This is a genomic window from Microbacterium sp. RU1D, from assembly GCF_900156435.1.
Taxonomy (GTDB): domain Bacteria; phylum Actinomycetota; class Actinomycetes; order Actinomycetales; family Microbacteriaceae; genus Microbacterium.
This window is the reverse complement of sequence record NZ_FTPQ01000003.1, coordinates 44,121-57,818: the sequence shown is the minus strand read 5'-3', so window position 1 is coordinate 57,818 and position 13,698 is coordinate 44,121. Positions and strand designations below refer to the sequence as shown.

Sequence of the window (13,698 nt, the reverse complement as noted above, 5' to 3'; positions counted from 1 at the left end):
CCGGGGGTCGCGCGCACGACAACAGGGCGGCCGGTGGACCGACCGCCCCGCCGTACGCTGCGCGTTTCGCGCGGTTACTGCCCGCCCTCGGTGAGCGTCACCTCGATCGGCGTGTAGTCGCCGTCGACCGTGACACCTTCGTCCTTCAGGGCGCTGAGGGCCGCCTCGATGTACTCGTTCGAGTACGCGGAGTCGGCCGGCGCCTGGGTGATGAGGTTGAGCCCGTCCTGGTTGACGGCCGCGAGCGCGCCGTCGACGGTCTGCTGCCAGGCGTCGGCATCGATCATGCCGAAGTCACCGCCGGTCCAGATGAGCTTGTTGACCTCGTTCATCTGCCAGAGCTGGTGGGTCGGGCCGACGGGAAAAGCGTCGACGCCCGGGGCGGTCGCGGCCGTGTAGGTGATGTCCGCAGCCTCGGTGGGGTTGTCGCGCGCGAAGACCCAGCCCTTGATGACGGCCTTGAGGAAGCGCGTGGCCGCGTCAGCGTACGCCGGGTCGTCGGCGAGGCGCGCCGTGTCGGCCCAGATGGCGTCCTGCAGCATGGCCCCGGCGGTGTCCTCGTAGGAGATCACGTCGATGTCGTCCATCGTGTAGAGCGTCCCGGTGGCGGGGTTCACCGTCTCCAGCAGCTGCGCGAGCTCGTTGTAGGTCATCGCCTGCGCGGCATCCACGTCTTTGTCGAGGAGGGCGTTCATCGAGAAGTCCTGCGTCGTGATCTGCACGGTCGAGGCGTCGAGGCCCTTGTCGGCCATGGCCGCGAAGATCTCCCACTCGTTGCCGAAGCCCCACGAGCCGATCCGCTTGCCCTCGAAGTCGTCGACGCTCGTGATGCCCGAGCCCTTCCACGACACCTGGGTCGTGCCGGATCTCTGGAACACCTGCGCGATGTCGGTCAGCTCGACGCCCTGGTTCTCGAGCGTGCCGAGCACCTTGGGCACCCAGGCGACGGCGAAGTCGACGTCGCCGGCGACGAGCGCGTCCTGCGGGACGATGTCGCCGCCGGAGGGGAGCACCTCGACGTCGTCGAAGCCCTCCTCCTCGAAGTAGCCCTTGTCGAGGGCGACGTAGTAGCCGGCGAACTGCGCCTGCGGGAGCCACTGCAGCTGCAGCGTGATCGACGTGAGCGGGGTGAATTCGCCGTCGGCGGCGGCCGGCTCGGTGCTGCCGCCGCCGGAACAGGCGGACAGGGCCAGGGCTGCGACGCTGACGCCGGCGATCGCGCCGAGGGCGCGTCGGGTGCTGTGACTCATGGTGGGTCCTTTTCGAATCGGTGGAGCGCGTGTGTCGGGTGGTGCGGGCTCTTTCGGTTGCGGAGGGATGCCGCTCAGCTCCGCGCGCGACCGGCGCCGAGGCGGAGGGCGACGAGGCGTTCGAGCAGCGAGGTGACGAGGAAGAAGACGAGACCGATCGCGATGCCGCCGGCCACGAACGCCCAGGCGAGGGCGGCGCGCCCCGATTTGGCGTACGTGGCGATGGCGGTGCCGATCCCGTCGGCGGGACCGCCGAAGTATTCGGCGACGAGGGCGGAGATGACGGCGAGGGATGCCGCGACCCGCACGCCCGTGACGAGGTACGGCAGGGCGGTGGGCAGGGTCAGGCGCAGGAAGGTCTGGGTTCCGCTCGCGGCGGTGGCGCGGAAGAAGTCGCGCTGCACGGGACGGGTCTGACGCAGTCCCCGCAGGGTGTTGACGAAGACGGGCACGAACGCGGCGATCGCGGCGACGGCCTGCCGCCCGAACTGGCTCGACGCGCCGAACATCGTGTTGAGGATCGGGGTGAGGGCGACGATCGGTACGACGGCGAGGGCGGCGACCAGGGGAGCGGTCATCCCATCGACGGGGCGCCAGGTGGCGGCGAGGGCGGCCAGCAGCACCGCGATCACGGTTCCGGCGAGAAGGCCTACGAGGGCATTGGTTCCGGTGATTCCCGCGGCTTCCGCGACGAGTCCGAACCGCGCGACGAACTCGGCGCCGACCGCGAACGGGTCGGGGAGCATGCGCGGTGCGCTGCCCGACGCGACGAAGGCGTACCAGGCCAGGAGCCCGGCGAGACCGACCACCACGGGGGCGGCCAGGCGCGCCCACCCGGGCAGGCGTGCGGCGGTCATCGTTCGTTCGCCCGGTGCACAGGCGAGCCGTGGAGCGCTTCGCGCACGGCGGTGACGCGGGAGAAGTACTCCGGCGACTCCCGCAGCAGGTCGTCCCGGGCGCGTTCAGGGCGGGTGTCGATGACGTCGGTGATGCGTCCGGGTCTCGGGCTCATCACCACCACGCGGTCCGAGAGGAACACCGCCTCCGGGATCGAATGGGTGACGAAGACGACGGTCGCGCCCGTCTCGGCGGCGATGCGCGCGAGCTCGGACTGCAGGCGTTCGCGGGTCATCTCGTCGAGGGCGCCGAACGGCTCGTCCATGAGCAGCAGCTTCGGGGAGGCTGCGAGCGCGCGGGCGATCGCGACGCGCTGCTGCATGCCGCCGGAAAGCTGGTCGGGGTAGCGTCCGACGAAGTCGGTGAGGCCGACGAGCTCGGCGAGCTCCGCGACGCGGGCCTCGCGGCGGGCACGGGTCCAGCGGTGCAGTTCGAGGGGCAGGGCGATGTTCGCTGCGACCGTGCGCCAGGGCAGGAGCCCGGCCTGCTGGAAGGCGATGCCGTAGTCCTGGTCGAGCCGGGCCTGCCGGGCGGTCTTCCCGGCGAGGGTGAGCTCGCCGCAGCTGGCGGTGTCGAGATCGGCGATCAGGCGCAGCAGCGTCGATTTGCCGCAGCCGGAGGGGCCGATGAGCGACACGAACTCGCCCGGCGCGATGTCGAGGTCGACGTCGCTGAGGGCGACGACCTCGCCGCCCGCGCTCGAGAAGACCTTGCCCAGCCCGTGCGCGCGCACGGCGCTGGTGATGGTGTCGGTGGTCATGCGGTGTCCTCCCCGCGACGGAAACGATGAAGGGCGACGCCCACGAGGGCGACGCCGAAGGCTGCGACCAGACCCATCGCGACGGTGCCGAAGGTGGGCGCCCAGGGAGCGGCGGGATCGGAGGAGGCTTGACCGGCGAGCTGGATGAGCATGCGACCGATTCCGCCGCGCAGGCCGATCGACACCTCGGCGACGACCGCGCCGACCACGGCGGACGCCGCAGCCAACCGGAGCGCCGGGAGCAGGTGCGGCACGGCGGCCGGCAGGCGCAGGTGCACGAGCGTCTGCCACCATCCGGCGGAGCCCGCGCGCATGAGGTCGAGATGAAGGGCGTCGGGCGCGTCGAGGCCGCGCAGCATGCCGACGGCGACCGGGAAGAAGGCGAGGTACGAAGCGATCAACGCCACCGAGAACGACTGCGGCCACGGGAATCCGGAGCGGTCGATCTGCGTGCCGAGGGCGTTGACGACGGGTGCGAAGGCGATGAGCGGCACGATCTGGCTGACCACGATCCAGGGCAGCAGGCCCGCCTCGACCAGTCGCCACCGCTGCATGGCGACGCCCAGCAGCGACCCCACGAGCACCCCGATGAGCCACCCGAGCGCGGCGAGACCGAGGGTGGTGGCGGCCGCCTGCGCCACCGAGACGATCAGCGGAGGGGTGTCGCCCCCGCTGGTGGGGGCGAACATCCGCGCGATCATCTCGCCGACGTGCGGCATGGCGCGGTCGTGGGTGCGCGGGAGCAGGATGACGCCCGACCCGGCCGATCCGTCACCGCCCACCGTGACGCCGTCGGCGGGGCCGAGCAGCTTGTACAGCTCCCAGAGCGCGATCACCGCGGCCACTCCGGCGACGCCCCACCCCACGCGTGCGGCGAAGGCACGTCCGCGGGCGGAGCGGCGGGTCGCCGGCATCCGTTCCTCTCCGACCACCTCGGTGACACCGGGGGTCAGCAGCTGATCGGTCACGACCGGGTCACCGCTTCGCCGTGACCGCGGGAGTGAGGGCCGGGATCACGGTCTCGCCGTACACCCGCATCGTCTCCTCCTTGTTGTCGTGCTGGAGGTAGCCGGCGAACTGGGTGACGCCCAGCGCCTGCAGCTTCTCGAGCTTGGCGATGTGCTCCTCGGCGGTGCCGAGCAGGCAGAACCGCTCGACGATCTCGTCGGGCACGAAGTCGACGTGGTCGTTGTCGCTCTTGCCGTGCGAGTTGTAGTCGTACCCGGTGCGCCCGGCGATGTAGTCGGTCAGCGCCGCCGGCACGTTCCCCGCGTTCCCTGAGTCTGTCGAAGGGCCGTACTTCGACACGATGTCGGCGACGTGATTGCCGACCATCCCGCCGAACCACCGGCACTGCTCGATCATGTGCGCGCGGGCGTCGGGGGTGTCCTCGCCGATGTACATGGGGGCGGCGACGCAGAAGGCGATCTCGTCGGGGTCGCGCCCGACGTTCTCGGCCGCCTGGCGAACCGTCGTGATCATCCACTCCGCGATGTCGAGGTCGGCCAGCTGGAGGATGAACCCGTCGCCCACCTCGCCTGTGAGCTTCAGCGCGAGCGGACCGTAGGCGGCCACCCACACGTCGAGCTCCGACCCTCGGCTCCAGGGGAACTGCAGCGTCGCGCCGTTGTGCTCCACGGCGCGCGAGTTGCCGAGTTCCCGGATGACGTGGATCGACTCGCGCAGCGCTTTCAGCGTCGTGGGGCGCCCGTTGGTGACGCGCACCGCGGAGTCGCCGCGGCCGATGCCGCAGATCGTGCGGTTGCCGTACATCTCGTTGAGGGTGGCGAAGGTGGATGCCGTGACCGTCCAGTCGCGGGTCGCCGGGTTGGTCACGAACGGGCCCACGACGATCCGGCGCGTGGCCGCGAGGATCGCCGAGTGCACGACGTAGGGCTCCTGCCAGAGCAGGTGCGAGTCGAAGGTCCACACGTGGCTGAACCCGTGCGCCTCGGCGAGCTGCGAGAGCTGGACCGTGCGGGCCGCGGGCGGATTGGTCTGCAGGACGACGCCGAAATCCATGGGTTCTCCTCTCAGACCAGGTACTGGCTCAGGCCCCGCTTGACGAAGCGCCCGTCGCCCTTGGCGCCGAGGTAGGCGCCGTCGTCGACGACGACCTTGCCGCGCGAGATGACCGTGTCGACGTGTCCGTCGATCTCGAAGCCCTCCCACGCGGAGTGGTCCATGTTCATGTGGTGGGTCTTGCCCACGCCGATGGACGTGTGCCCGGCGGGGTCGTAGACGACGATGTCGGCATCCGCTCCCGGGGCGATGACGCCCTTCTTGCCGTACATGCCGAACATGCGCGCCGGAGTCGTGCTGGTCAGCTCCACCCAGCGTTCGAGGGTGATCTGGCCCGTGACGACGCCCTGGTACATGAGGTCCATCCGGTGCTCGACCGAGCCGATGCCGTTCGGGATGGCCCGGAAGTCGCCCCGTCCGAGCGTCTTCTGGTCCTTCATGCAGAAGGGGCAGTGGTCGGTGGACACCATCTGGATGTCGTTGGTGCGCAGCGCCTGCCACATGTGGTGCTGGTGGCCCTCGTGCTTCGAGCGCAGGGGCGTGGAGCACACCCATTTCGCACCCTCGAAGTCGCCCCACTCCTCGCTCGACGCCCCCAATTGATCCTCGAGCGAGAGGTAGAGGTACTGCGGACACGTCTCCCCGAACACGTTCTGGCCGTTGTCACGCGCCCAGGCGAGCTGCTCGACCGCCTGCTTCGCGCTGACGTGCACGACGTAGAGCGGCGCACCGGTGAGGTGCGACAGCATGATCGCGCGGTGGGTGGCCTCCTCCTCCATCTGCCACGCGCGGGCGACGCCGTGGAAGTACGGGGAGGTCTTGTTCTTCTCGATCAGCTGCTCGGCCAGCACGTCGATGACGGGCCCGTTCTCCGCGTGCATCATGGTCAGCAGCCCGGTGTCGGCGGCGACCTGCATCGCCCGGAGGATCTGCGCGTCGTCGGCGTAGAAGACGCCCGGATACGCCATGAACATCTTGAAGCTCGAGATGCCCTCGTCGATCAGCCCCGGCAGAGCGGCGAGGGAGTCGGCATCCACCCCTCCGACGATCTGGTGGAAGCCGTAATCGATCGCGCAGTTGCCCGCGGCGAGTTCGTGCCAGTGCGCGAGGCCGTCCTGCACGCGCTCGCCGGCGCGCTGCACGGCGAAGTCGACGATCGTCGTGGTTCCGCCCCAGGCCGCCGCGCGCGTTCCCGTCTCGAACGTGTCGGACGCGCTCGTGCCGCCGAAGGGCAGCTGCATGTGGGTGTGGGCGTCGATGCCGCCCGGGATGACGTACTTGCCCGTCGCGTCGATGACCTGATCGACGGATGCCGCGAGGTCGTGGCCGAGCAGGGTCGACCCGGGCGCGAGGACGGCGGCGATCGTCTCGCCGTCCAGCAGCACGTCGGCGGCGGTGCGGCCGGTCGCCGAGACGACGGTGCCGCCGGTGAGGAGGGTGGTGCCCATGCTCACGCCTCCACGATCTCGCCGTAGGTGTCGGGCCGGCGGTCGCGGTAGAACTGCCAGTCGTCGCGCATCTGCTGCACGAGGTCCATGTCGAGGTCGCGGATGAGGATCTCCTCGTGCTCCGACGAGCCCACGGCGCCGACGTGGTTGCCGCGCGGGTCGATGACCTGGCTCGTGCCGTAGAAGGTCACGGCATCCTCGCCGTACTCGTTGTCCTCGCGGCCGACGCGGTTGGGCTGCAGCACGAAGTAGCCGTTGGCGACGGCGGCGCACGGACCCTCGACCTCCCACAGGCGGTTGGAGAGTCCGGGCTTGGTCGCGTTGGGGTTGAACACCATGTGCGCGCCGTTCAGCCCCAGCTCGCGCCAGCCCTCGGGGAAGTGCCGGTCGTAGCAGATGTACATGCCCACCTTGCCGACGGCGGTGTCGAACACGGGGTAGCCGAGGTTGCCCGGGCGGAAGTAGAACTTCTCCCAGAACTTGTCGAGGTGGGGGATGTGGTTCTTGCGGTAGCTGCCGAGCACGCTGCCGTCGGCGTCGACGAGCACCGAGGTGTTGTAGTAGACGCCCGTCTGCGCCTCCTCGTAGATCGGCAGCACGGTGACGAGCCCCAGCTCCTTCGCCAGCGCCGCGAAGCGCTGCACGATGGGTCCGTCCACGGGCTCGGCGTAGCGGTAGTACTTCTGGTCCTGCGTGATGCCGAAGTACGGGCCGTAGAACAACTCCTGGAAGCACACGACCTCGGCGCCGCGCGCTGCCGCGTCGCGGGCGAACTGCTCGTGCTTGTCGAGCATCGATTCCTTGTCACCGGTCCACGTGGTCTGCGTGATGGCCGCTCGCACCGTCGTCATGGGGTCTCCTCGTCCGTCGCCGGCCCGCACTCGGCGGGGGCTGTGTTCTGTTACTGTCGCGCCTGAACATTTCCCGACGATTTCTTCGGGTGACTTCGCCGTTAATTGGAGGACGATGCTCTCGACGACCGCCCTCTCCTCGCGTTCCGCCGCGGGACTCGCGGCCGAGATCGCGCGCCTGGTCACCGACGGCACCCTCGAACCGGGCGAGCGCCTGCCCACCGTGCGGCAGGTCGCCTCCGACCTCGGCCTGTCGACGGGAACGATCGCCGCGGCCTGGCGCGCGCTCGCCGAGGCGGGCGTCGTCACCTCGCGCGGGCGGGCCGGCACCTTCGTGCGCGCCCCGCGTCGGGAGTGGTTGAGCCCCCGGGTGCGGGGACTCGCCGCCGTGGACGCACCGCCCGCCCCTCCCGCGCCCCGGGGGCTCGGTGGACGGGTGGGAGCCGGCATCCGTCTCGACCTCTCCCTCGGCACGCCCGACCCGGCGATGCTGCCCTCGATCGAGCGAGCTCTCTCCCTCGCGCGCCCGCGCGCCGACACCGGCCGCTACCACGACCTGCCGGTGCTCCCGGAGCTGCACGACGTGCTCGTCGCCGACTGGCCCGTGCCGACGGTCGAGGCGCTCACCGTCGTCGACGGCGCGTTCGACGGCATCTCCCGCGCGGTCGATCAGGTCGTGCGCTTCGGCGACCGTGTGGCGGTCGAGTCGCCCGGGTTCCCGTACATCTTCGACCTCGTGGATGCCACGGGCGCAGTGGTGCTGCCCCTCGAGAGCGACGCCGACGGCATCCTGCCCGCCGCTCTCGCCCGGGCTCTCGCGCAGCGCCCGTCGACCCTGATGCTGCAGACCCGGGCGCAGAACCCGACCGGGGTGTCGATGTCGGTCGAGCGGGCGCGACGACTCGCCGACGTGCTGCTGACGGTCCCCGGGGGCCGCGCGGTCACCGTGATCGAAGACGACCACTCGGCGTTGATCGCCACCGCCCCGGCCGTGACCCTCGCGCGGTGGATCCCCGCTCAGGTCGTGCACGTGCGGGGGTTCTCGAAGTCTCACGGTCCGGATCTGCGCATCGCCGCGCTCGGTGGTCCGGCCGACATCGTCGAGCGGATCGTGCGCCGCCGCATGCTCGGCCCCGGCTGGACCTCCCGCCTGCTGCAGTCGGTGCTCCTCGAGCTCCTCACCGATCCGCGCTCGATCGCGCCCGTCCGCACCGCCCGGCTGATCTACCGCGACCGACTCGATCGGCTCGCCGCCTCGCTGGGTCGCCTGGGCATCGACGTGGGCGCCCCCGACGGCATCAACCTCTGGATGCCGGTGCGCGACGAGCGGGCTGCCCTCGTCTATCTCGCCGCCGAGGGGATCGCGGTGGCCGGCGGGCGCCCGTTCCTCGCCGACCCCGCGCCCGCGGGTCAGTTCGTCCGGGTGACGGCGGGTGCGATCACGGAGAACGTGCGCCTCGTGGCCGAGGCGCTCGCCCGCGCTGCCGCCGCCTCACCGCTGTCGTAGGCGGTCGTCAACCCCGAGACCTCTTCGAATCGATTCGCCTAGGCTCGGCGCATGACCGTTCCTTCTGTTCAGCTCAACGACGGAAACTCCATCCCCCAGCTCGGCTACGGCGTGTTCCTCGTGCCCGCCGACGACGCCGAGCGCGCCGTGTCCGAGGCCCTCGAGGTCGGCTACCGCCACATCGACACCGCCGCCATCTACAAGAACGAAGAGGGCGTCGGCCGCGCGATCGCCGCCAGCGGCATCCCCCGCGACGAGCTCTTCGTCACCACCAAGCTCTGGAACGACCGTCACGACGGCGACGAGCCGCTCGCCGCGATCGACGAGAGCCTTCAGAAGCTCCAGCTCGACGCCGTCGACCTGTACCTCATCCACTGGCCCACGCCGAAGAACGACAACTACGTCCACGCGTGGCAGAAGATGATCGAGATCCGCGAGTCCGGCAAGACCCGCTCGATCGGTGTCTCGAACTTCCTGGTGCCGCACCTCGAGCGCATCGTCGCCGAGACCGGCGTCACCCCCGCGGTGAACCAGATCGAACTGCACCCCGCCCTCAGCCAGCGTGAGATCGCAGCCTGGGGCCAGGAGCACGACATGCACATCGAGTCGTGGGGCCCGCTCGGCCAGGGCAAGTACGACCTGTTCGAGCTGCCCGCGGTGAAGGGTGCCGCCGAAGCCCACGGCAAGAGCCCCGCCCAGGCCGTGCTGCGCTGGCACATCCAGCACGGCTTCATCGTGTTCCCGAAGTCGGTGCGCCGCGAGCGTCTGGAAGAGAACTTCGACTTGTTCGACTTCGAGCTCTCCGCCGACGAGATGGCCGCGATCGACGCCGTCGACCCCGGCGACGGTTCGGGCCGCGTGGGCACCCACCCCGACGACCTCAACTGAGGCCGCGCAGCCGCGCAGATGAACCGCCTCGCGAACGCCTCGAGCCCCTACCTGCGGGCCCACGCCGACAATCCCGTCGCGTGGTTCCCCTGGGGGGCCGAGGCGTTCGCGCTCGCGGCCGAGCGAGACGTCCCGGTGATGGTCTCGATCGGCTACAGCACCTGCCACTGGTGCCACGTCATGGCGCGTGAGTCGTTCCAGGATGTCGAGACCGCCGGCATCCTGAACGACGGCTTCGTGTCGATCAAGGTCGACCGCGAAGAGCATCCCGACGTCGACGCCGCCTACCTCGACGCCGCCAGCGCGTTCACCCCGCACCTCGGCTGGCCGCTGACCGTCTTCGCGAGTCCCGAGGGGCGCGTGTTCTACGCCGGGACGTATTTCCCTCCGACGCCGCGTCCGCCGCAGCCGTCGTTCCGTCAGGTGCTGGCCGCCGTTCGCGAGGCCTGGACCGAGAGAAGGAGCGAGGTGGATGCAACCGGCGCCTCCCTCCGCGATGCCCTCGCCGCCGCGGCCACCGACCCCTCCGACGCGGCACCGACCCTCGATCAGCTCGCCGCCGCCGCCCGCACGGTCGCCGCGCGCGAGGATCGCGAGTACGCCGGATTCGCCGCGGGCCCCGCGTTCGAGACGCCGAAGTTCCCCAACACCCCCGTGCTGCGGTTCCTGCAGCAGCCCGCGCTCGCCGCCGGCGCGCCGGATGCCGCAGACGTGGCGTCCCGCGCCCTCGCCACCATGGTCGCGTCCGATCTGCACGACACGGTCGAGGGCGGATTCTTCCGCTACGCCACGCGTCGCGACTGGAGCGTGCCGCACTACGAGCGCATGCTCACCGACAACGCCGGACTCGTCGAGGTCGCCCTCGCCGCGGGCGACGAGGCCGCCGCCGTCGACGCCGCTCGTTTCCTCGTCGACGTGCTGCAGCTGCCCTCGGGAGGCATCGCCGCGGCGCAGGATTCCGAGTCGATCATCGACGGCGCCCGCAACGAGGGCGGGTACTACCGCGTCGCCGATCGGTCGCGGCTGCAGCCGCCCGCCCTCGACGGCAAGGTCGTGACCGGCTGGAACGGCCACGCGATCGCCGCGCTCGCCGTCGCGGGAACCCGCACCGACCCGCGCTTCCTCGAGGCCGCCCGGTGGGCCGCCGACGCCGTGCTCGAGAGCAACGTCGCCGAGGACGGTACGCTCCGCCGCGCGTCCCTCGACGAGGTGCGTTCCGCTGCCCCCGCGACGCTCGAAGACTACGGCGGCCTCGCCCGTGGTCTCCTCGCGCTCGCCCGCGCCACCGGCGAGGTGGCCTACGCCGAGCGCGCGCGGTCCCTCGTCGACCAGTGCCTCGGCGGCGACGGCATCCATCCGCCCGGCGGGGGCGACGCGGTGCTCGTCGCGCAGGGCATGCAGCCGCACGGCGTGCCCACCGATGGCGCCTCGCCGTCGGGTCCGTCGGTGTTCGCGGCCGCGGCCCTCGACCTCTGGCGCCTCGGCGCGGGGGAGCGCTACCGCGACGCCGCCGACGCCCTCGTGCGGGCGGCGGCGGAGGTCGCCCTCGCGTCGCCGCTGGCGCACGGCGCGATCCTCGAGGTCGCGGTCGGGCTCGCCGCGCCGCCGCGGCAGGTGGTGGTGGTGGGCGAAGCGGATGCCGAGATCGCCGACGCCGCGCGCCGCGTCGCCGCGGACGTGGTCGCCGTCGTGTCGCCCGCGCAGGCGCGCGCCTTCGCCGCGGCCGGCTTCGAGCTCTTCGAAGGCAAGATCGCCCAGGGCGGCGAGGCCACGGCGTACGACTGCCGAGCGTTCACGTGCGCGCTGCCGACGACGGATCCGTCCCGGTTGGTCTGACGGCGCAGCGGGTCGCCCCTGCCGGTACGGCACCTCCGTCGATCCCGACGCCCTCTCACCGGTCGGGCTGCTGCACGCCCGCCCGCGGGTGAGCGCTCGGATGAGAGCCGCTCGCGCGCCCCCGGGCTTCCGACGCGGAAGCGCCGCGCAACGCGCGGCCACGCGCCCACCTCACCCGCGAACGCTCGATCGCCCGCGCTCCCACCGGCCGCCGCAACCGGCGGATGGTCGGGGCGGCGCGCCATGTCGGTGCGCCCCCGCGTTCCGGCGAAAGAGGACCCGCACATGACCCCGAGCACCACCACCCCCCGACGCGCGCTCATCACCGGAGCCACCGGGCAGGACGGGGGACACCTCACCGACCTGCTCCTGGCGAAGGGGTACGAGGTCTACGGCGTCGTGCGCGGGCAGCGCAATCCGCGACGCGAGGCCTACGCGCGGGAGTTCCCGGCCGCGACCATCATCGAGGCCGACCTCACCGATCTCCCCTCGCTCGTGCGCGCCGTCGAGCGCGCGCAGCCGCACGAGATCTACAACCTGGGCGCGGTCAGTCATGTGGGGTACTCGTTCCACAATCCCGCCATCACCGCCGACGTCACGGGCAAGGGCGTGCTCAACCTGCTTGAGGCCGTCCGCCTCGCCGGTCTCGCACGGTCCGCTCGCTTCTACCAGGCGTCGACGTCCGAGATGTTCGGGGGATTGGCCTACAACCGCCCGGAGACCGGTTACACGGAGGAGTCCATCTTCCACCCCCGCAGCCCCTACGGCGTCGCGAAGCTCTACGGACACTGGGCGGCGAAGAACTACCGCGAGAGCTACGACATGTTCGTCTCGTGCGGCATCCTGTTCAATCACGAGGGCGAGCGCCGCGGCGTCGAGTTCGTCACCCGCAAGATCACCGACGCGGTGGCGCGCATCGTCACCGGACAGCAGGCGCACGTCGAGCTGGGCGAGCTGACCCCGCGCCGTGACTGGGGCTACGCGGGCGACTTCGTCGAGGGCATGTGGCGCATGCTGCAGCGAGACGAACCCGACGACTTCGTGCTGGCCACGGGGCGGACCCACTCGATCGAGGACTTCCTGCGCCTCGCTTTCGCCGCGGCCGGGATCGACGACTGGCGTCCCTACGTGGTGCAGAACCCGGCGTTCTTCCGTCCTGCCGAGGTCGACGTGCTGCTGGGCGACCCATCGAAGGCAGAGGACGTCCTGGGGTGGCGTCGTCACGTCGACCTGACCGAGATGGCGCGTCGCATGGTCGCGCACGACCTCGCCCTGAACGCCTCGCCGGTCGCCGCGGCATGAGACCACTCGTCATCACGGGCGTCGGCGGTTTCGTCGGTCTTCACCTCGCGCGCGAGGCGGCGTCCGCGGGGCGGTCGGTGTTCGGCATCGGCCGTCCCGGCGAGGTGCCGCCGCACCTCGCCGGCGTCGTAGACGGCTACGCCGGGGTCGACCTGCGCTGCGAGTGGCCCTCCACGGCGCCGCGCGACGCCGACGTGGTGCACCTCGCCGGCCTCGCCGCGGTCGGGGCCTCGTTCGCCCGCCCGCAGGACTACATCGCCGACAACAGCGCGATGACGACGGTCGTGGGCGAGGCCGCGCTGGCGAGCAGCTCCGGCGGGCGCATCGTCGCCGTCAGCTCCGGAGGGGTGTACGCGGCGCCACCGCATGACGCCCCGCTCGACGAGGGGGCGTCGGTCGGGTTCTCCTCCCCGTACGTGGTGAGCAAGATCCTGGTCGAGAACCAGATCGCGTTCTATCGCTCACGAGGCCTCGACGCCGTCGTCGCCCGTCCTTTCAACCACTTCGGCCCCGGACAGGGCCCCGGCTTCCTCGTTCCGGACCTGCTGCAGAACCTCCGGCAGCTGCCCGAGGGGAGCCCGCTCGTGGTGGGCACCCTCGACACCCGGCGCGACTACTCCGACGTGCGCGATGTCGCGCGGGCCTACCTCGCCCTGCTCGACGCGCCGGCGCTCACACACGACCTCTACAACGTGGCATCCGGGACCGCCCGGTCGGGGCGCGAGGTGCTCGCCGCGGTGTGCGCGGCACTCGGCCGCGACTCGCCGGAGCTGCTCGTCGATCCCGCGCGGGTGCGCCCCGCCGATCCGCCGTCGATCCGCGGCGACGCCTCGCGGCTGCGCGGCGAGACGGGGTGGCGCCCTCGCATCCCCTTCGAGCAGAGCGTGGCGGATGCCGTGGCGGTGTCGACCGCCTAGGACCCACGCGTGTCGCGTCG

Annotated in this window: 12 protein-coding genes; 5 read left to right on the top strand and 7 right to left on the bottom strand. The window is 71.3% G+C overall.

Translation table 11 applies throughout. The annotated features are described in order from the left end of the window. Nucleotides 1–74: 74 nt before the first annotated feature. The 7 genes from B0B15_RS12470 to B0B15_RS12440 all read right to left on the bottom strand — a co-directional run bounded on the left by B0B15_RS12470 (nt 75) and on the right by B0B15_RS12440 (nt 7,228). Nucleotides 75–1,250 (bottom strand): ABC transporter substrate-binding protein, encoded by a 1,176-nt coding sequence (locus B0B15_RS12470; protein ID WP_076676610.1) that lies wholly within the window; start codon nt 1,248–1,250, stop codon nt 75–77. 74 nt (nt 1,251–1,324) lie between these two features. Next, a complete protein-coding gene (locus tag B0B15_RS12465) occupies nt 1,325–2,107 on the bottom strand; it encodes an ABC transporter permease (protein WP_076676608.1) in 783 nt (260 codons plus the stop codon). Then, nucleotides 2,104–2,907 (bottom strand): ABC transporter ATP-binding protein, encoded by an 804-nt coding sequence (locus tag B0B15_RS12460; RefSeq protein ID WP_076676607.1) that lies wholly within the window; start codon nt 2,905–2,907, stop codon nt 2,104–2,106. Before B0B15_RS12460 ends, B0B15_RS12465 begins: the two co-directional genes overlap by 4 nt. Then, complete coding sequence (locus B0B15_RS12455; RefSeq protein ID WP_083709013.1) at nt 2,904–3,875, bottom strand: ABC transporter permease; 972 nt, start codon at nt 3,873–3,875, stop codon at nt 2,904–2,906. Before B0B15_RS12455 ends, B0B15_RS12460 begins: the two co-directional genes overlap by 4 nt. 7 nt (nt 3,876–3,882) lie before the next feature. Continuing rightward, on the bottom strand, nt 3,883–4,929 hold the full coding sequence (locus tag B0B15_RS12450; RefSeq protein WP_076676605.1) for a TIGR03842 family LLM class F420-dependent oxidoreductase: 1,047 nt from the start codon (nt 4,927–4,929) through the stop codon (nt 3,883–3,885). A gap of 11 nt (nt 4,930–4,940) precedes the next feature. Further along, nucleotides 4,941–6,377, bottom strand: coding sequence for a dihydropyrimidinase (gene hydA, locus B0B15_RS12445; protein ID WP_076676604.1), 1,437 nt, complete (start codon nt 6,375–6,377; stop codon nt 4,941–4,943). A 2-nt stretch (nt 6,378–6,379) separates the two neighbouring features. Further along, the gene (locus B0B15_RS12440) at nt 6,380–7,228 is read right to left on the bottom strand and encodes a nitrilase-related carbon-nitrogen hydrolase (protein ID WP_076676602.1); all 849 of its coding nucleotides are present in this window, start codon (nt 7,226–7,228) and stop codon (nt 6,380–6,382) included. 115 nt (nt 7,229–7,343) lie between these two features. Between B0B15_RS12440 and B0B15_RS12435 the strand changes: the two genes are divergently transcribed. The 5 genes from B0B15_RS12435 to B0B15_RS12415 all read left to right on the top strand — a co-directional run bounded on the left by B0B15_RS12435 (nt 7,344) and on the right by B0B15_RS12415 (nt 13,678). After that, entirely contained in the window at nt 7,344–8,735 is a 1,392-nt protein-coding gene (locus tag B0B15_RS12435) for an aminotransferase class I/II-fold pyridoxal phosphate-dependent enzyme (RefSeq protein WP_076676601.1), read from the top strand. 51 nt (nt 8,736–8,786) lie between these two features. Next, nucleotides 8,787–9,623 (top strand): aldo/keto reductase, encoded by an 837-nt coding sequence (locus B0B15_RS12430; protein ID WP_076676599.1) that lies wholly within the window; start codon nt 8,787–8,789, stop codon nt 9,621–9,623. A gap of 18 nt (nt 9,624–9,641) precedes the next feature. Next, nucleotides 9,642–11,459: a thioredoxin domain-containing protein gene (locus B0B15_RS12425; RefSeq protein WP_076676598.1), complete on the top strand. Its 1,818-nt coding sequence runs from the start codon at nt 9,642–9,644 to the stop codon at nt 11,457–11,459. 285 nt (nt 11,460–11,744) lie between these two features. Beyond that, a complete protein-coding gene (locus tag B0B15_RS12420) occupies nt 11,745–12,761 on the top strand; it encodes a GDP-mannose 4,6-dehydratase (RefSeq protein ID WP_076677561.1) in 1,017 nt (338 codons plus the stop codon). Beyond that, nucleotides 12,758–13,678, top strand: coding sequence for an NAD-dependent epimerase/dehydratase family protein (locus B0B15_RS12415; RefSeq protein ID WP_076676596.1), 921 nt, complete (start codon nt 12,758–12,760; stop codon nt 13,676–13,678). The genes B0B15_RS12420 and B0B15_RS12415 overlap by 4 nt, the downstream gene beginning before the upstream one ends. Nucleotides 13,679–13,698: the final 20 nt, after the last annotated feature.